Annotated in this window: 10 protein-coding genes; 6 read left to right on the top strand and 4 right to left on the bottom strand. The window is 72.8% G+C overall.

All coding sequences use genetic code 11. The features are described from left to right. Window positions 1-21: 21 nt before the first annotated feature. The 3 genes from WME95_RS24065 to WME95_RS24075 form a co-directional block, all read right to left on the bottom strand. The gene (locus WME95_RS24065) at window positions 22-216 is read right to left on the bottom strand and encodes a hypothetical protein (protein ID WP_437555037.1); all 195 of its coding nucleotides are present in this window, start codon (window positions 214-216) and stop codon (window positions 22-24) included. Between the two features lie 277 nt (window positions 217-493). Beyond that, on the bottom strand, window positions 494-727 hold the full coding sequence (locus WME95_RS24070) for a hypothetical protein (protein WP_012236968.1): 234 nt from the start codon (window positions 725-727) through the stop codon (window positions 494-496). A gap of 71 nt (window positions 728-798) precedes the next feature. Continuing rightward, on the bottom strand, window positions 799-1,392 hold the full coding sequence (locus WME95_RS24075) for a hypothetical protein (protein ID WP_437910759.1): 594 nt from the start codon (window positions 1,390-1,392) through the stop codon (window positions 799-801). A 231-nt stretch (window positions 1,393-1,623) separates the two neighbouring features. Between WME95_RS24075 and WME95_RS24080 the strand changes: the two genes are divergently transcribed. After that, the gene (locus WME95_RS24080; RefSeq protein ID WP_437910760.1) at window positions 1,624-2,922 is read left to right on the top strand and encodes a serine/threonine protein kinase; all 1,299 of its coding nucleotides are present in this window, start codon (window positions 1,624-1,626) and stop codon (window positions 2,920-2,922) included. After that, the gene (locus WME95_RS24085; RefSeq protein WP_437910761.1) at window positions 2,919-6,143 is read left to right on the top strand and encodes a serine/threonine protein kinase; all 3,225 of its coding nucleotides are present in this window, start codon (window positions 2,919-2,921) and stop codon (window positions 6,141-6,143) included. Before WME95_RS24080 ends, WME95_RS24085 begins: the two co-directional genes overlap by 4 nt. Before the next feature lie 213 nt (window positions 6,144-6,356). Here the strand turns inward: WME95_RS24085 and WME95_RS24090 are convergent, their stop codons facing one another. Continuing rightward, window positions 6,357-7,157, bottom strand: a complete 801-nt coding sequence (locus WME95_RS24090; RefSeq protein WP_437910762.1) for a hypothetical protein — start codon at window positions 7,155-7,157, stop codon at window positions 6,357-6,359. Window positions 7,158-7,660: 503 nt separating this feature from the next. Between WME95_RS24090 and WME95_RS24095 the strand changes: the two genes are divergently transcribed. The 4 genes from WME95_RS24095 (at window position 7,661) to WME95_RS24110 (ending at window position 17,580) form a co-directional block, all read left to right on the top strand. Further along, window positions 7,661-10,018, top strand: coding sequence for a cyclic nucleotide-binding domain-containing protein (locus WME95_RS24095; protein WP_437910763.1), 2,358 nt, complete (start codon window positions 7,661-7,663; stop codon window positions 10,016-10,018). A gap of 293 nt (window positions 10,019-10,311) precedes the next feature. Further along, on the top strand, window positions 10,312-13,395 hold the full coding sequence (locus tag WME95_RS24100; RefSeq protein ID WP_437910764.1) for a VWA domain-containing protein: 3,084 nt from the start codon (window positions 10,312-10,314) through the stop codon (window positions 13,393-13,395). Next, on the top strand, window positions 13,377-15,110 hold the full coding sequence (locus WME95_RS24105) for a pre-peptidase C-terminal domain-containing protein (protein WP_437910765.1): 1,734 nt from the start codon (window positions 13,377-13,379) through the stop codon (window positions 15,108-15,110). Before WME95_RS24100 ends, WME95_RS24105 begins: the two co-directional genes overlap by 19 nt. Next, entirely contained in the window at window positions 15,094-17,580 is a 2,487-nt protein-coding gene (locus tag WME95_RS24110; RefSeq protein ID WP_437910766.1) for an NAD(P)-binding domain-containing protein, read from the top strand. Before WME95_RS24105 ends, WME95_RS24110 begins: the two co-directional genes overlap by 17 nt. Window positions 17,581-17,602 lie beyond the last annotated feature (22 nt).

Here is a 17,602-nt window from a genome sequence, read left to right on the forward strand (position 1 = left end):
GGCGCCTCGCGGCGCTCCGGGTCAGTGCTTCGGGCGGGACCGGCGCGGACCGCTGGTCGACTCGCCCTCTGGCGTCGTGGCGAAGCTGGTGATCGCGCTGTCTTCGATCATCAGGATGAGCAGGCCCCCGCTCGCGCCTCGTGCCGTCTTCGCCCGGGATCCCTGGCTTGTCTCCCGCGACGGATGGTCCGAGCTCTCCGCTGAGATCCGCTTCATCTCCAACTCCTTCAAGACTTCAGTCCTGCTGTTCACGCCCCGGCCGGCTGACCTGCGTGGACTTCCGTGCACCGCGTCTGGGGCGAAAACTGAACCGGGCGCGAGAACGCCAATGTTCGCAGAATAGTCACGAATCCTACTGAAAATCACCTGGAAAGCGCCACGCCCGGTGGGTTCTTTCCGGCAGGGGCTCAAGCGTCGGTTTTCGTTTCAACGGGGATCTACTGGGATTTCATCGGGATTTCCGCGGGAGGTCGCGCGGCGGCGCGACAGGGATTCAGCGGCGGCCGAAGCCGGGCAGCTGGCGGGTTGCGGCCACCACCTCGTCGCAATCGATACAGCGCATGAGCCCGTCGACGAGCTCCATGCTACCGAGGCTGCCGCACTCCGGGCAGCGGTTGGCGAGCTGGTGCTTGCTCTCCTCGCAGAGCCGGCTCTGCTCGGCCTCGGCCTCCGCCTCGACACGGAAGATCTCGGCCGGCGTGCGCGCCTCTCGCTTTCGGTCGTCCATGGCGCGCAACGTATCATGTGCTCGGCGCGCGCTGCGAGCGCCGCGCTCGCGGCCGCTCGGCTCTCGCTCGCTCACCGCGCGGACTCGATCATGCTCCGGAACGCCGACCGCGCCGACTGCACGGTCTCGTCAGGCCCGACGATCCTGAAGAACCAGTTTCCGCGATCCGGCGTCCTCACCGCCGCGCCGACGAGCCGGTAGTCGTCCTTCACCATCTCCACGGGCGATCGCTTGCGGGCGCCGGACTGCGGCGCGAGCGCGATCTTGTAGGTGCCGGCCACCTCGACCAGCTCGACCGGCATGCCGCGCACCTCGAACGACGCGCGCCTGGCCTTCGCCCCGACGTCGCCATCGAACTGCGCGAACCACTCGTCGAAGCGCGCGTCGACGTCTCCCTTGCTCCCCAGGCCGAACGAGAGGACCTGCACCTCGGCGTCCTCCCTGTCGTTCGCCGCCCTCGGCACCTTGTAGAGGGCCTTGCTCGGGCCGGCGCGCGGCACGTCGAGCGCAGCCCAGCTCCCCGGAACGTCCCACGCGAGCCGCGCGGCGGACGGCGCGCTGGAGACGGCCGGCGGCGGCTCCGGTTCCGCCGGGGTCCTCGAGCAGGCCGAGACCGCGAGCGCCATCATCGCCGATCGAGCGATCGACACCCGGCGTGGGAGCATGGGGGCGGTTCTACCACCGCGCCCTCCATCGAGGCGCAGGATTTCGATACCCCGCGCGGCAGAGAACCGCGATCCTCTCCTCTCGGGCGACGAGCCGCCCGAGCGGGGGACGTCGCGCTCGCTGGAGGGGCCCGGCCGCGATCCGCGCGCGGGCTCGGGTGTAAGCCATCGGCCCTGCTCGCACGTAGAAGAGACGCCCCGGCGAGGGAGAGTGGAGAGGAGACGGCGCGCATGGATCAGATCGGCGAGTACCTCGTTCGACGCCTCGTCGGCGAGGGCGGGATGGGCAAGGTCTACGAGGGCGAGGAGCGCCTGTCGCGCCGGCGCGTCGCGCTGAAGGTGCTCCGCCCCGAGCTCGCCCGGAGCGAGCAGGGACGCCGGCTCTTCCTGAACGAGATGCAGATCCTCGCGCACCTCGAGCACCCGAACATCGTCCGGAGCCTCGCCAGCATCGAGGCCTCCGGCGAGCTCGTGATGGTGCTCGAGTACCTGGACGGCCAGACGCTGCGCTCCGTCCTTGGCGCCGCCGGCCGCCTTCCCTGGCAGGAAGCGGTGCGGATCGCGGCCAGCGTGGCGAGCGCCCTCGCGGCAGCCCACGGGCAGCAGCCGCCCGTGATCCACCGCGATCTCAAGCCCGAGAACATCATGGTGCAGCGGGATGGCGGCGTGAAGGTGATGGACTTCGGCATCGCCAAGGTCGTGGAGGCGATGAACCAGACCAACACGCAGAGCGTCGGCACCCTGCAGTACATGAGCCCGGAGCAGATCGACGCGCGATCCATCGATCACCGCTCGGATCTCTACTGCCTGGGGCTCATCCTGTACGAGGCGCTGTCCGGCAGCCCGCCGTTCCAGTCGGCGTCGCCGCGGGAGCTGCTCAACCTGCAATGCACGGCAGAGCCGCCGCCGCTCGGCGACGACGTGCGGAGCGGGTTGCCCCGCGGCGTCGAGCAGCTGCTCTTCCAGCTGCTCGAGAAGGCGCCCGAGGATCGGCCGTACCTCGCTCAGGACATCGTGGATCGGCTGGAGCCGTTCCAGACCGCGGTGAGCGCGCCGCTCCGCGCCGGTGACCGCGTCCGCGCGAGCGCGCCGCAGCGCGCCATCGATCACGACCGCGAGAGCACGCCGCTCCGCGCCGGTGACCGCGAGCGCGCAAGCTCACCGCACCGCACTGGCGACCCCGACCGGGCGAGCTCGCCGCAGCGCGCCGGCGACAGCGCGAGCTCGCCGCAGCGCACCGGCGATCGCGACAGCGCGAGCGTGCCGCACCGCAGCGACGGCCACGACCGCACGAGCTCGCCGGGCGCCGCGCGCGTCACCGGCGGAGCGGACGCGCCTCGCGCCGACACGATCGCGCTCGTCGAGCAGATCGACCGGCCGCGCGACATCCCGCCCAGGCTCGCGATCGCGATCATCGCGACGCTGTCGGCGCTCGCGGGCCTCGGGACCTGCGCGCTGCGCTCGACGAGCGGCGCGCCGGAGCCGCCCGCCAGCACCGCGGCGCCGGCCGCCCCGGAGGGGGCGCGGTGAGGCGAGCGTCGCCGGAGCAGGCAGGCTACACGGAGGGCGCGCCCCTCCCGGCCGTGGGCTGCGCCGCGCGATGGCGCTGCGGCGCTGGCTCCGGAGAAGAGCTGTGGCGGCTCGGCGCGGCGGACCAGGACGCTCCGGCAGGGCCCGAGCACCAGGCCGTCGCGACGCGCCTCCTGTCGCTCGGGAGCGCCGGCGTCGGCGGCTTCATCGACGGCGGCGTCGCCTCGCCGGCCGAGGGCGAGCGCGCCGCCGCGGCGAGCCCGGACGGCGCGCGCGTCTGGCTCGCGCGGCGGCTCGCGGGCGCGCCCCTCTCGGACTGGATGCGCGGGCGGCGCGGGCCCGTCCCCTTCCAGGAGGCGCTCGGGCTCGCCATCCAGGTCGCCCGCGCGCTCGCCGCGTGCGAGCGCGCCAGCCTGTTCCCCGGTCCGCTCTCGCCCGACGCGGTCCTCGTGGACGACGCGGGCCGCGTGACGCTGCCCGCGAGCGCGCTCGTCGCCGCCCTCGTCGGCGCGTCGGCGAGCCGCGGCGCCGCCACGGCGCCCCGCGGCGAGGGCGCGCGGGTGTCCTCGGAGATCCCGCCGCTCTGGACGCCGCCCGCGCAGGCCGACGGCGCGATCTGGGACAGCGCCGCGAACCGGTACGCGCTCGGGCTCGTGCTCTACCGCCTGCTCGCGGGAGAGCACCCGTTCGCGGGCGCCGGTCTGCGGCACGCGCTCGGCGAGGCCGCCCGCGCGGAGCCGCCGCCGTTCATCGAGGGCGTCGCGACCTCGCTCCCCGCGGGCCTGCAGGGCTACGCGCTGCGGCTGCTCCATCCGGATCCGTCGGAGCGGCCGCAGCGCGCCGAGCAGATCGCCGATGCGCTGAGCGGGTACCTCGACGAGCGCCCGCCGGCGCCTCCGGTGCACGCCGCCCGGACCTCCCGTCGCGCTGGCGCGGCCACCTCGGCGAGGACCGGCCCCGCGCCGCGCGCGAGCGCGCGCCCGGGCGACGCGGGCGACGCGAGCGACCACCGCCCGCCCCGCGGCCCAGCCGGCGCCGCGGCGCGGCTATGGCGGATCGCGCCGCTCGGCGCCGGGGCGCTGATCGCTTCGGCCGCGCTCGCGCTCTCGCGGGGCGAGCCCGATCCGGCGGCGCCGCGCGCGGTCGCCGTCGCGCCGGTCGCGCCGCTCGCGCAGGCGCGGACGGCCGCGGAGGACTGCGCGGCGTGCCACGGCCGCCAGGCCGCGGAGTGGCGCCGCTCGGTGATGGCGCACTCGGTGAAGAGCCCGCTCTTCAACGCGCTGGAGAGCCTCATCGAGGAGCAGGTCGGGCGCACCGCCGACTGCCCGAACGGGGCGGGCATCCTGCGCAAGGCCGATCCCGCGCGCGCCTGCCGCGACGGGCGGAGCGGCGTCGCCGTCACCGGCTCGGGCGGCGAGCACTGGTGCGTGAACTGCCACAGCCCGGCGGAGAACCTCGACGCCGCGATGCCCGCGTGGGACGGCCGCGCCGGCGGCGATCCCCGCGCGCGCCTCCCCGTGCGCGACCTGCTCACCCGGCGCGGCCTGGAGGGGATCTCCTGCAGCTTCTGCCATCAGGTGCACGGCCCGGTCGGCCCGCGCGGGCGCGCCGGGTACCAGGGCAACCCGACATGGACATCCTTCGTGACGGGCGCCGTCTTCGCTGCGCGTCCCGAGGACGGCCGCGGCCTGTTCGGGATCGCGAACAGCGGCTACGACCTCCGCCCCGAGGAGCTGCTGCTCCCCTCGGGTCAGGGCGCGGCCGCGCGCGCCGGGCTCCAGCCGGCGGGAGCGGCGGGCGCTGTCGAGCCCGTGGTGCACGGTCGCCCGTCGGCGAGCGCGAGGGCGTACCTGCGCTCCAGCGAGTTCTGCGGGGCTTGCCACGACGTGCGCCTCTTCGGCAGCGACAGCCTCGCCGCGGCGCGGGGCGAGCACTTCAAGCGGCTGCGCAACGCCTACACGGAGTGGTCGGACTGGGCGAGGTCCGAGGAGCGCGCGGGCCGCCCGGCGGCGACCTGCCAGGACTGCCACATGAGCACCTATCCGGGCGTCTGCGAGGCGGCCCCGGCGGCGGGCGCCGCGCAGGCGTCGCCGGGAGATCCCGAGTGCCCGCCCGGCACGCGCTTCGCCCCGCGGAGGCCCGGCGCGCGCCCGCGGGGCCGGATCGCGGATCACTCCACCGCTCCGGCGGACGTCGCGACCCATTACTTCTCCGGCGTGGATGTGCCGCTGTCGGACGAGTTCCCCGACGCGCTCATCGATGAGCCGTCGCTCGACGTGCACGGCATTCCGGCGGGCGCGCGCCGCCGCCGCGATCTCTTGCTCCGCCACACGTTCCGCTTCGAGCTCGGCGCCGCGCGCCGCGCAGGCGCGGCAGGGGATCGCGTCGAGATCCCGGTCGAGATCGAGAACACCGGCGCCGGGCACAAGGTGCCAGCCGGCTTCAGCCAGGAGCGCGAGTTCTGGGTTCACCTCGTGGTGAGGGATGGAGAGGGGCGGGTGATCTACGAGGTCGGCCGGATCGACCGCGCCGACGAGGATCTGAGAGACAAGGTGTTCACCCGGGTGACCACCGATCCAGACGCGAACAGCCCCTTCGCGCCCGCGGGCGCTCAAGGCGGGCTGTTCGGCGCGGACGTGCGCGACGGGCCTGATGTCCCCCTCTGGACCCCACCCCCACGGCTCGGCGGCACCTCGTTCCGGGGCCGCGGGCTCATCAACTTTCAGAACGGCTTTCTGCGCTGTGTCCGATGCATCGGCGTCGTGGCCGCAGACGGCACCTGCCAGGCCGGGCCCGGCCAGGGGCTGCACCACGCCGATCGGTTCACGGACGGCGATTACGACCTGGACACCGGCGCTTGCGGCTCGAACCTGTCGGGGCAGAACGCCTTTCTCGAGATCTACTTTCCGGTCGGCGCGCTGGACGCGAGCCGGGGCGTCGTCAAAGGGCCGGACGCGATCATCGATACGCGCTCCGTGCCGCCCGGCGTGCCGATCCGGTACGTCTACGATCTTCGCACCGGCCAGCGGCGCGGCCCGCTCCGGGCCGAGGCGAGGCTGCTCTTCCGGGCGTTTCCCCCGTTCCTGATCCGCGCCTTCGCCGCGTACGAGCGGGAGCAGGCGCGGCGCGGCCTGCGGCCGACCGGCCCGCTGGTCACCGACGCGATGCTCGAACGCCTCGAGATCGTCGAGCTCGCGCGGGTCGATGTCGAGATCCCCTGAACCGAGGTCGCCGCGATGGAGCAACGGAAGCAACAGACGCAACTGACGCAACTGACGCAACGGACGCCAACCACGCGACGGACGAGGCAGGCCCCTCGACGCGCCTGCCGACAAAAAGGGGCGAGCCCCTACCCCGGCCTGCGGGGTAAGGGCTTCGCTGGTCAGGCGCTGACGAGCTCAGCGCGCCGTGGTCATGAAGAGCGTCGCCGTCGATCAGGGAGGGGGCGGGGGCGGCTCGGTCGGGAGCGGATCGGGCAGCTTGAACAGCCTGCCGATCCGGTAGGGGCGCGTGGAGGGCGAGTAGTAGCTCGTCTGCGACGACGTGACGCTCCACGTGAAGCCGAGCAGGATGCCCGTGAGCGAGTCGGTGTACACACGCACGTAGCCCGTCCCGGCGCCCGGCGTCATGTAGCCGCCGGTGCACTGCCCGCTCCACCGGCTGTCCTTGTACTTGCCCTCGGCGCACCCGTGCGACGAGCTTGTCGAGTCCGCGATCGGCACCGCGAACTGCTCCGTCCCCGAGTAGCGGGGGTTGATCTGCGGGAGGATCCTCTCCGGCGCGCCGGTGATGATCATCGTGTGGCCGGCGAAGGTGGCCGTGGCGCCGATGGTGAAGACATCACCCTTCTGGATGTCGACCGCCCGTTCGACACGGCGGAAGTACGTCTCGAACCCGGGAGGGGTCGCGCCGACCTTCGGGCTCGCGTTGACGATATCGAAATAATAATCGGACGTCGGGCTGTTCTTGCCCCACATCGCATAGATGTCCTGCTGCGCGTACCCCATCGACTTCTGCAGCGACAGCGTGAAGAAGCACGCGGCCTTGGTCATCCCGGTCCACGCCTTCGACTGGTCAGCGTCGTCCCAGTTCATGAAGCACTCGGGTTCAGTGCCCCACTCGTTGCTGACGGAGTTGTCGATGAACTCGAGCGCCCAATCCTCGGGGCCCTTCGCGCTCGCGGAAGCCGAAGCGAGCGTGATGAAAGACGCGGCAGCCAGGGAAGCAACAGCCAAACTCGTCGTGCGCCTACTCATACTTCTACCTCGTTGATTTGGAATGACATTGCATGTGCACTCAAGAACAGATGCTAGTCATTTCATGCCGAACCCTCAAACGAACCCTGGCGCCGAAGATGCCGAGTCTAGCAGGATGGATATTCACTGTAATCGGCTTGGGTGTCAAGGTATTTTCGGGGCGCTCGTCCTTTTTCTGCACCTTCGTGAACGTGAAGTAAGACCATGTCGTCCCTTAAGACAGCGGATGCGCGACGGTGTGGAGCGACGGTATCCGACGCCATGACACGCCGGCCTCGTCTGCTCAGCGTCCACGTCCGCGTCCACGTCCGCGTCCACGTTCTTCGCGCCGACTGTGCGCCTTGCGCGTCTTGCGCCGCGCCTTCCCCAGCTTGCCCCGCTCCTGTCGACCTCGCTCCGGGAGGCGGCTCGGGCCGTGTTCGCGCGGCGAGGGCGGGTCGGGAGGAGCGGCGGCCTGCGTCCTTCGACCAGGAGACCTGCTGATGCCCTCATCGGACCACACCCACGGCGGCGCGCGCGACGCAGGGTCTGACCGCCCCAAGGCATGGCCGCCGGCGGTGTTCGACGCCCCCTTGCTGCGAGGGCTCGACGAGCGCGCCCGGCGTGAGATCGCCGGGGCGGGGCGGCTCCGCTCCCTGTCGCCGGACGAGGTCGCCTATCGCGCGGGCGACGCCGGCGACGCCTTCTTCGTGGTCGCGTCCGGCCGCATCGCCCTCCGCGCGACGCGCCGCGGAGACGATCGCGATACCGAGGTGCGCACAGCCGCCGCGGGCGACGTCATCGGCGAGGAGGCGGTCGTGGGGATGTCGCGCAGGACCACCGCAGTCGCGCTCGCCCCCAGCGTGCTCGCCGAGATCCCGGTCCACCTGTTCCGGCGCGCCGCCGGTCGCTCCGGCAAGGCCGAGATCGCCGAGAAGCTCGAGCGCGCGCTGCGGAGGAGCGCGACACGCGACCTCCTCAGCACCCTCGCCTTCACGCGTGACCTGGATTCAGACGACGTCGAAATTCTTCTTGACGCAGTGAGTCATAGGCGCTTCGAGCGCGGTCAGGCCATCTATCGCACAGGCGATCCGGCCGCCGAGCTCTGGCTCATCGCTGAAGGGATGGTGCAAATTCAGACCGAGGACGGAGATCGGATTCATGTGCGCGCGTACCTCACCCGGGGTGATTTCTTTGGAGACGTCGAGCTCGACGAGGGCCGCTGCCGGGCGGCGAGCGCCGTGGCCAGCGGCGCCACGGCGCTCCTGGCCGTACCGTCGAAGACCTTCGCCGCGCTCGCGCGGAAGCACCCTGATCTGATCCCCCGACTCCGGCGCATCACCGGCGAGCACCACGAAAGGCAGGAGGCGGTCATCGCCGGCCATGCGCGCAATCACACAGCGCACATCTTCAGGGACCTCTATCGCCTTCAGGTCGCGCGGTCGCTCCTGGTCATCGATCTCGAGACGTGCGCGCGCTGCGGACACTGCGCGTGGTCGTGCGCCGACGTGCACGGGGTCTCACGGCTCGTGCGGCGCGGAGACAAGGTGCGCGCGCGGGTGGACGACGCGGAGCAGGGCGCGCAGAAGGAGGCGCCGCGCAGCCTGCTCTTGCCGAACTCCTGCCAGCACTGCGAGAGCCCCGCCTGCATGATCGAGTGCCCCACCGGCGCCATCGGCAAGGACACCGGGGGAGAGGTGTTCATCCGGGACGCGCTCTGCACCGGCTGCGGCGCCTGCGCGAAGGCGTGCCCGTGGGAGAACATCGCGATGGCGCCGCGCCCCGCGGCCGCGCCGCGCCCGGGAGGCGCGGGCTTCGCGGACATCGCCGTGAAGTGCGATCTCTGCCGCGATCACGACGGCCCCGCGTGCGTGAAGGCCTGCCCCACGGGCTCGATCTTCCGCGTCAACCCGGCGGAGGAGATCGCCGACGTGCGCGACCTGCTCGGCGGGGCGCGGCGCGAGCAGGAGCGCGCCGCCGCGCCACGGAGCGGCGCTGCGGTCGTCGCAGGCAGCGCTCTCGCGGCGGCCGGGCTCGGCGCGGCGGGGCTGTCGGCGCACGCGCGCGGCGGCGCGCGCCCGGGCGAGGGCGCCGCCTTCTCGGCGGGCGTGGCCGCCGCGGTCGGCATGGCGCTGCTCCTGCTCTACGCGGTCCCCAAGCGCGCCGGGCGATGGGCGTGGATGCGGCCCAGGCGGCGCGGCGACACGGCCGTGGAGGGCGGCGATGCCGCGCCCGTGAAGAGCCGGCTCCGCCCGCACCTGACCGGGCACCTCGCGATCGGCCTCGTCACGGCCGGCCTCGCGCTCGCGCACGCGCCGTGGCCCCGGTCCGGCCGCCCGACGCTGGGCGCGGCGCTTCACCTCGTGTTCTGGGCCACCGCGGCGGCCGGCGCCTTCACCGCCATCGCGTACCGGCTCGCGCCGCGGCGCCTCGCCCGGATCGAGCGCACCGCCGCGCTGCCCGAGGATTTCAGCGCCGCCCGGCGCGAGCTGCTCGACCGCTTCTACCGCGAGGTGAGCGGGCGCAGCGATCTGGTCAAGAAGATCGTCGAGAAGATCCTCGTGCCCTACCTGCAAAGCCCCCTCGGCCCGCTCGCGCTGCTCGCCTCGGGGCGCGGCCTGCGCGAGGAGGAGCGCGCGCTGCGCGCCCGCATCGACGCGGTCCTCGAAGGGCGCGGGGCCGAGCGGCTCGCCGGCCTGGCGGAGCTCATCCGCCTCGCCGTGGAGCTGCGCGCGCTCCCGGCCCAGCGCGCGCTTCTCGCCGCGCTCCGCGGAGGGCTGCCGGCGCACATCATCACCTTCGGCGTCGCCGCGGCGCTGCTCGTGCTCCACGCGATGACGGCGGCGAGCGTGCCTCGATGAGCGCGCGCCGGACCGGGAGCGCGCGCACGCCGCCCCACACGGCCGCTGGCGCGGCGCGGGACAGCGCACCGGGACGCCCCGGACTCGCTATGAAATGGTTGCGAGGCACGGCATTTCTTTGTGCGCCGCGCGCGCCTCCGCCGGCGTCGCGACGCGCGCATCGACGCGCTCACGCGAGCGCCGCGTCGGCGAAGACGCGCGGCAGGCGGCGCGCAGGCGAGAGGCCTGGACTTTGCCTTCTGCACCCAGGTACAATTTTCCCGACAGCACCCTAGTGGAAGGTAGAGAAGCCGATGGCTGGTCCTTCGACCAAGTGGATGGGAGCGCTCTCCCGATCAGGCTCCCCCAGCGCGTGGGCGCCGAGAGCGCTGCTGCTCGTGACGCTGCTCACCGCGTCGGCCCTCATCGCCGGATCGTGCCGTGGAGGCAACAACGCCGGTGAGCCGCCGAAGCCGGGGACGGACTGGCCCGACGCTGGGCCGGGAACGGGCGACCCGTGCGTCGACGGCGAAGAGGTGGAGTGTCACGTCACCGTCGGCGAGCACGAAGGTGTGCTGACGTGCCTCGATGGGATCCGGCGCTGCGAGGACGGGCGTTACGGCAGCTGCGACGGGACGATGACGATGCGGAGGTCGCCGTTCGGCTCGGCGCCGCGGGGGAGCGGTGAGGGCGGGTATCCGCGCCCGCTCGCCAACTCCGATGCCTCCGACGGCGGCCTGTGCGCGACCAACCCGTGCGACCCGACGTGCCAGTCGTTCGAGGAGACGCCGGACGGGGGGCCCATCAGCCTCGCGGGGACCGGCCCGACGTACACGTGGTCGGTCGGCGACATCAACGAGCTGCCCGAGGCCGTCGCGCGGGAGGGCACGCACCAGCCGTGCACGACCAGCGAGGACTGCCAGTTCGACCAGTACTGCGACGACCCCGCGAGGGGCGCGTGCGATCACGACCCGTGCGCGACAGGCGTGTCGCTGCTGTCGAACTGCAGCGGCTGCGCCACGAAGGTCTGCAACGCGAACCCGAACTGCTGCACCTTCACGACCATACCCGCCGACTGCGGTCACGACGCCTGCGTGGCGGCTCCCGGCGCCGCGACCAACATGACCACGACGTGCGGCGACGCGTGCATCGCGACCATCTGCGCGAACCATCCGCGCTGCTGCGATATCACGTGCAGCACGACGGCGCAGTGCACTGCGGTCATCGGCACGGGCAGCACCTGCGTCTTCCCAGGCCGCTGCACCGCGCCCAGCGGCGCATGTCCCCCGGGAACCGTGCTGTCGGGCGGCCGCTGCACCGGGATCTGGAGCGCGACCTGCGCGGGTTACGTTCCCACGGAGTGCGCCCCCAAGACGTGCAGCGCGACCGTGCCGAAATGGGACGCGAGCTGCGTCGCCCTGGCCGGGTCGTTGTGCGGCTCCACCTGCGACACCGATCCCGGCTGCGCGCACGACAAATGTTACACCGGCGAACGGTTGCTGCCGGGCTGCAACGCGTGCGTGGGGCTGATCTGCGATGTGGCCCCCAGCTGCTGCGATACGGGGCCAGACGGCGGATGGACACAGAACTGCGTCGACCTCGTGGAGAGCGTCTGCGGCGAGACCTGCCCGCAAAAGGGCCTCTGCAAGTCGTACCAGCCGAACGAGACGGACTCCACGTGCACGCAGCCGGACCTCACGATCGGCGTTCCCTGCGGCGGGACGATCCCGGTCTGCAACCGCGGCACCACCCCGGCCCCGGCGGGAATCGCCATCCACCGGTATGCTTCCACCGCCAACCAGCTGCCGTCCTCCGCCCCGAGCCGGGTCCTGAACGCGTGCAACCCGACCGGCGGCACCCTCGCCTGCACGACGGCGCAGCCGATCGCCCCGGGTGAGTGCATCAGCGTGGCCGGCTGCACCGGTGTCGCCGACGGCGTGGAACTCATCGTCAATCCCCCTGGCGCTGGGCACATCGCCGAGTGCCGGTGCGGCAACAACGGGAGCATCTATCAATCGGCCATGTGCGAGTCGCCCGCCTGCATCGCCACGGCGAGCGTGTCGCTGGTCAGGCCGGTCACCCTGTTCGTGGCGCTCGATCGATCCACCTCGATGCGGGAGACGCTGTCGGGGGTGGACGTGAGCGCGGATCGATGGATTCCGGCGACGAACGCGCTCAAGTCCTTCTTCCAGGATCCGGCGTCGGCGGGGCTCGGTGTCGCGTTCCGGTTCTGGCCGCACGACAACCCGGGCCCTTGCAACGACAACCCGTCCTGTCCGCCTGCCGGCGGGGGCGGCTGTGCGCTGCCGCTCGTCCCATTCAACGGCGCCGCGGCCGACAGGTTGACCGAGGAGTCTGCTGCGATGGGGGACCAGCAAGAGATCAAGCTCATGCAGGCCTTCATCAACTTCCCGACGCCCAACGGCGACACGCCGATGCACCCGGCGCTCGACGGCGCCACGGCCTGGGCGATCAACTACAGGAACGCCCATCCCGAGGAGGAGGTCGCGGTCGTGTTCGTCACCGACGGCATCCCGTCGAGCTGCGGCACGGTCCCCAACGCGATCGGAAACCTGGCACGAAACGCCTTCGTGAACCACGGCGTCCGCGTGCACGCGGTGGGCTTCGGCAACTCGAACGCGGAGATCATCAACCTCATCGCGGACCAGGGCGGAGGACAGGCGTTCAACCTCAGCGCTGGCTCGACTCTGGAAGGTAAGCTCCTCAATGCGCTGGTCTCGATCCGCGGAGAGGCGCTGCCCTGCGACGTCACCGTCCCCATCGCGGGCGTCTCGGATCCAGCGTCGGTGTCCGTCGTCTACGAGAACGCCGCCGGCGTGGAGACGACGCTCACGCCCCGGGCCGGGGTCGGCAGCTGCGGCGCGGGGGGCTGGTACTTCGATTCCGGGAACACGAACGTGAAGCTCTGCCCGGCGACCTGCTCCACCGTCCGCGAGAACCCGGGCGGGAAGGTCCGGGCCGTCGTGCCCTGCACGACGACGAGCGTCACGGCGATGAACACGGCGTGGGAGCAGTACCACGGCGTCTGCCCGCCGGGGACCAAGACCCAGTGGGGATACCTCAGGTACAGGACGACGACCCCTGGCGACTCGAGCGTCGAGTTCTTCGTGAGAGCGGCGGATGATCCCGCCGACCTCGCCTCGGCGACGGTCAGGCTCGCCGCGACCGCCCACGCCACGCCGACAGACACCCGGATCTGCGATGAGGGCTCGATGCCGCCGTGCGCGATCGATCTCTTCGACGTGCTGCAAGAGCTGCCGGACGCTCGAACAGAGTACCTGGAGGTCCGGATGAGGCTCAATCCGACGAGCAGCGGAGGGGGCGGCGTTCAGGTGCAGGACTGGGAGATCACGTATTCATGTCCAGATACCGAGTGAGCCGAAGCACCATGGTGACCGCGCTCCTCTGCGCTGCAGGGGTGGTCGCGGCGTGCAGCGGAGATGACGACGCGTCGCGGCCCAGGGCCCCGTCGGCCTCGAGCGGCGCCGGCGCGGCCGGAGGCGGCGACGGGGGCGCGGGCAGCGGGGGGGCCCCACCGGGCGACTGCGGGAACGACGTCGCCGAGCAGGACGAGGCGTGCGACGGACCCGATCTCAGGGGCGCGACCTGCCAGAGCGTCGGGTTCGATAGCGGCGAGGTCCGGTGCAGCCCCGAGTGCACCCTCGACGCGTCGAGCTGCTCGGGCGTCGAGGCGTGCCAGGACGGGCGGGACAACGACGGAGACGACAGCATCGACTGCGGCGATCCGGAGTGTGAGGCGGCCTGCGCGGACATGTGCGCCGCGCCCGTGGCCCTCCCGGATCCCGGGACCGCGACCGGCGATACCTTCGGGCACGCGGCTGTCGAGGGCGAATGCTGGCCGGGGAGCCCGGGCGTCGCCTACACGTTCACGGCGACGATCACCGGGTTCCTCGACGTGGTGGTGACCCCACGCACGGACGCGCAGCTCGTCGCCGAGCTGCGCAGCGCCTGCGCCGACCCCTCGACGATCGTGGGCGACTGCGGCAGGCCCAGCCTCGGCGCGGGGATCGAGAACCGGCTGACCGTGCCCGTCCGCGAGGGCGATGCGTTCTATGTGATCATCACGGGAGCCGACGCGAGCCAGGCAGGGGCGTTCGACCTCGGCGTGCGAAGCCGACAGACCGTCTGCGGGGACAACATCCAGGATCCGACGGAGCAGTGCGACAACGCCCTCGATCAGCCGGGCGACGGCTGCAGCGATAGCTGCGAGCTCGAGCCGACCGAGGTGGAGCCCAACGAGGACATCGCCTCCGCCAACATCTATGAGAATCCGTTCTTCGCCGCGATCGGCGCCCCGATGGATGATGTCCCGGACGTCGATGTCGTGCGCGTCACCGTGCCGAGCGGGCCGACGGTCCTCACCGCGGAGACCGCGGCTGTCACGAGCTCCGACTGCCTGACCGGCCGGCTCGACAGCGTCATCGAGATCCTCGATGGAAGCGGCAACTTGATCGTGCGACGCGACCGCGGGGACAACGGCCTTTGCGCCCGCGCCGTCGCGCCGGGGCTCGCCGCGGGCGACTACTACGTTCGCGTCACGTCCGTGCTCGGCTCCGTGGCGGAGACGTTCCCGTACCGCCTCGACGTGACGCTCGTCCCCGAGGTCTGCGGGGACGGCACGATGAGCGCCGGCGAGCAGTGCGACGACGGAAACACGGATCCCCTCGATGGATGCAGCGCCACCTGCCGCTTCGAGCTCGACGAGGCGGAGCCCAACGGCGCCCCAGCGCAGGCCAATGCGTATGCGGACCCGTGGCTCGCGGAGATCGCGCCCGCAGGCGACGTCGACGTGATCGCCGTGACCGTGCCAGGGCCGCGCTCGACGCTGCACGCGAACGTCATCGACAACGGCACCAATGCTTGCCAGCAGGGGCAGATCGACAGCTTCATCGAGATCCTCGGGGAGGACGGGACCACCGTGCTCGCATCCGACGACGACTCAGGGGTCGGCAATTGCTCCTACGCGTCGCTCACCGACCTCGCCGCGGGCACGTATCATGTGAGGGTCCGCGCCGCGTCGCTCGTCCCCGACGCGACCTTCTTCTATCGATTGAATGTCACGCTCCTCTAGCCCGACCGGCGGAGGCCGCCGTCCGGCGGCGCCGCCATCGGGCGACGCCGACGACGCGGCGGGCCTGCCCGATCCCACGCGGACGCTCTACCGCGCCGATCTCTCCGATCCGCGCCAGCGCGCCGCCCAGCCGCGGGAGGTCGTGCGGGGGCGCGCCGCGCGCCGCGCCGAGGCGACCTCCGACGTCACGCGCTTCCGGGGCGTGCTGCCGGCCACGCTCGCGGGCGCCGTCGCCACGGGCGCGGCGGCGCTGCTCTTCCCGCCGCCGGGGGGGCACGCGGCGCCGGGGCCGCTCTCGCTGCCCCACGCGCGCGCGCAGCTCGCGTGCGCGTCGTGCCACGCCGAGCAGGCGCCCGCCGCGCCGCGAGAGGCCGCCGCGGCCCGGGAAGCCGCTCCCTCGAGCGGAGCCGCAGCAGGCGCGCGCATCGATCAGGCCTGCGTCGGGTGCCACGGCGCCCACGGCTCCACCCGCAGGAGCCACGGGCAGCTGCTCGCGAGCGGCGCGCTGAGCTGCGCCACCTGCCACCCCATCCACCGCGGCGATCAGGGCGTCGTGTTCGATCCAGCGAGGCCGCCTGTGCGCTTCGCGCCGGGCGCCGAGGTCGAGCTCCCGAGGTCGGCCTTCCGCCCGGGCCAGCCGGCCACCGTGGCGATCGTCACGGCCGGGAGCTGCGCGCCGTGCCACGACCTCGCCGCGCCGCGAGATCCCATCGCGCGCTGCCTCGTCGCGGCGCAGGCGCCGCTCGGCGAGGCCCGTCCGATCACCTGCTTCGACGAGCACCGCCCTGCCCTCCCCGAGGACGCCGCGACCGGCCGCGCGGGCGGCGACCCACGCCCCGCGGGCCGCAACGCCGGTCGCGCAGGCGGCGACACACGCCCCGCCGGCGTCTGCAGCGGGCAGCACACCGAGGACCGCGCCCTCGCCTGGGACGCGGCGCGCGACGCCGCGGCGGCCTTGCCCGTCGTGAAGGCCGGCGCCACGCCCGGCGCGCCCGCCCTGCTCTGGATGGGCGCAGGCCTCGCCGCCGCCGCCCTCGCGTTCGCGGGCGCCCGCGGCGGCCAGGCGCTGCGCGCGCGCCGCGCGCGGCGAGCGGCGAGCGACGCCGGGGGCGAGGACGCGATGCTCCGCCCCGCGGCGCGCGTGCGCCTGCCCCGGATCGACACGACCACCTGCCTCGGCTGCTACGCGTGCGTCGACGCGTGCCCGTACGACGTGCTCGCCATCGAGAAGTACGTCGCGGTCGTGGCCCGCCCCGAGGCGTGCTGCGGCCTCACCCTGTGCGAGCAGCGCTGCCCCAACGGGTCGCTCACCATCGAGGGCGGCGCGCCGATCGCCGATCGCCCGCGCCTCGGCGACGACCTCGGCAGCCTCGACGTGCCGGGCCTGCACCTCGCCGGCGACGTCACCGGGCTCCCGCTCATCAAGAACGCCATCCACCAGGGCGCGCACGCCGCGACGCGCATCGCGGAGGACCTGCGGCAGGCCGGCCCGCGCGGCGCGGGCGGTCAGGAGCTCGATCTGATCATCGTGGGCGCGGGGCCCGCCGGGATCAGCGCCGCGCTGCGCGCCAAGGAGCTCGGCCTCTCGTTCGAGGTGATCGAGCAGGGCAGCGTGGCGCAGAGCATCCAGAGCTTCCCGCGCGGCAAGCTGGTCTTCGATCAGCCGCTCGACCTGCCGATGACCGGGAAGCTGTGGCTGAAGGAGTCGACCAAGGAGGAGCTGCTCTCCCACTGGCTCCGCATCGTGCGCAAGGAGCGGCTGCCGATCCTGCAGGACACCCGCATGGTGTCGGTCGCCCGCGCGGCCAGCGCCGGCGCGCCCGCCGTCGGCGTGACGGCCGGCAGAGGCGCGCGCGCTGTCGACGCTGTCGACGCGACGGCCGGCTTCGTCGTCGTCACCGAGCCGCGCGAGGGCGGACCGCGCACCGAGCGCCATGCGCGGCGCGTGCTGCTCGCCATCGGCCAGCGCGGCTCGCCGCGCCGGCTTCCGTTCGAGCTATCCGCCGAGGTGGAAGGTCGGGTGTACTACCACCTCGCCGACGCCCGGAGCCTCGCCGGAAGCCGCGTGCTGATCGTCGGCCTCGGCGATGTCGCCATGGAAGCCGCGATCGCGCTGTCCCGCCAGCCGGCCACCGACGTCACCGTCGTCTACCGGGGCGCCGGGTTCCGCCGCGGGAAGACCCGAAACATCGAGGAGTTACGCCGGCTTGCGGCGGCGTCCCGCCTCTCGCTCCTGTTCGAGACCGACGTCTCCGCCCTCGCCGCAGATCCGCGCGGCGCGCTCGTGGCGACCCTCGCGTCGCCTTCGGGGGCCCGGCCGCACCCCTGCGACGCCGTGCTCGTCCTGATCGGGAGCATCCCGCCGTGGAGCGCCCTCCGCGCCGCCGGTGTCCGGCCGACCGCGGAGCCGTCAGATCGTTCCGAGCTCGGCGACGTACAAGGGACCACGCCCGCGGTCCCCGCGCCGTGAGTCCATCGTAAGCTCGGGGGGC

The organism is Sorangium sp. So ce327, from assembly GCF_051530205.1.
Lineage (GTDB): Bacteria > Myxococcota_A > Polyangia > Polyangiales > Polyangiaceae > Sorangium > Sorangium cellulosum_B.

Bases quoted from the DNA above. Each gene is read 5' to 3' on its own strand.
- WME95_RS24075 (WP_437910759.1), bottom strand. From the start codon at position 1,392: ATGCTCCCACGCCGGGTGTCGATCGCTCGATCGGCGATGATGGCGCTC.
- WME95_RS24080 (WP_437910760.1), top strand. From the start codon at position 1,624: ATGGATCAGATCGGCGAGTACCTCGTTCGACGCCTCGTCGGCGAGGGC.
- WME95_RS24070 (WP_012236968.1), bottom strand. From the start codon at position 727: ATGGACGACCGAAAGCGAGAGGCGCGCACGCCGGCCGAGATCTTCCGT.
- WME95_RS24100 (WP_437910764.1), top strand. From the start codon at position 10,312: ATGGCTGGTCCTTCGACCAAGTGGATGGGAGCGCTCTCCCGATCAGGC.
- WME95_RS24095 (WP_437910763.1), top strand. From the start codon at position 7,661: ATGCCCTCATCGGACCACACCCACGGCGGCGCGCGCGACGCAGGGTCT.
- WME95_RS24065 (WP_437555037.1), bottom strand. From the start codon at position 216: ATGAAGCGGATCTCAGCGGAGAGCTCGGACCATCCGTCGCGGGAGACA.
- WME95_RS24105 (WP_437910765.1), top strand. From the start codon at position 13,377: ATGTCCAGATACCGAGTGAGCCGAAGCACCATGGTGACCGCGCTCCTC.
- WME95_RS24110 (WP_437910766.1), top strand. From the start codon at position 15,094: ATGTCACGCTCCTCTAGCCCGACCGGCGGAGGCCGCCGTCCGGCGGCG.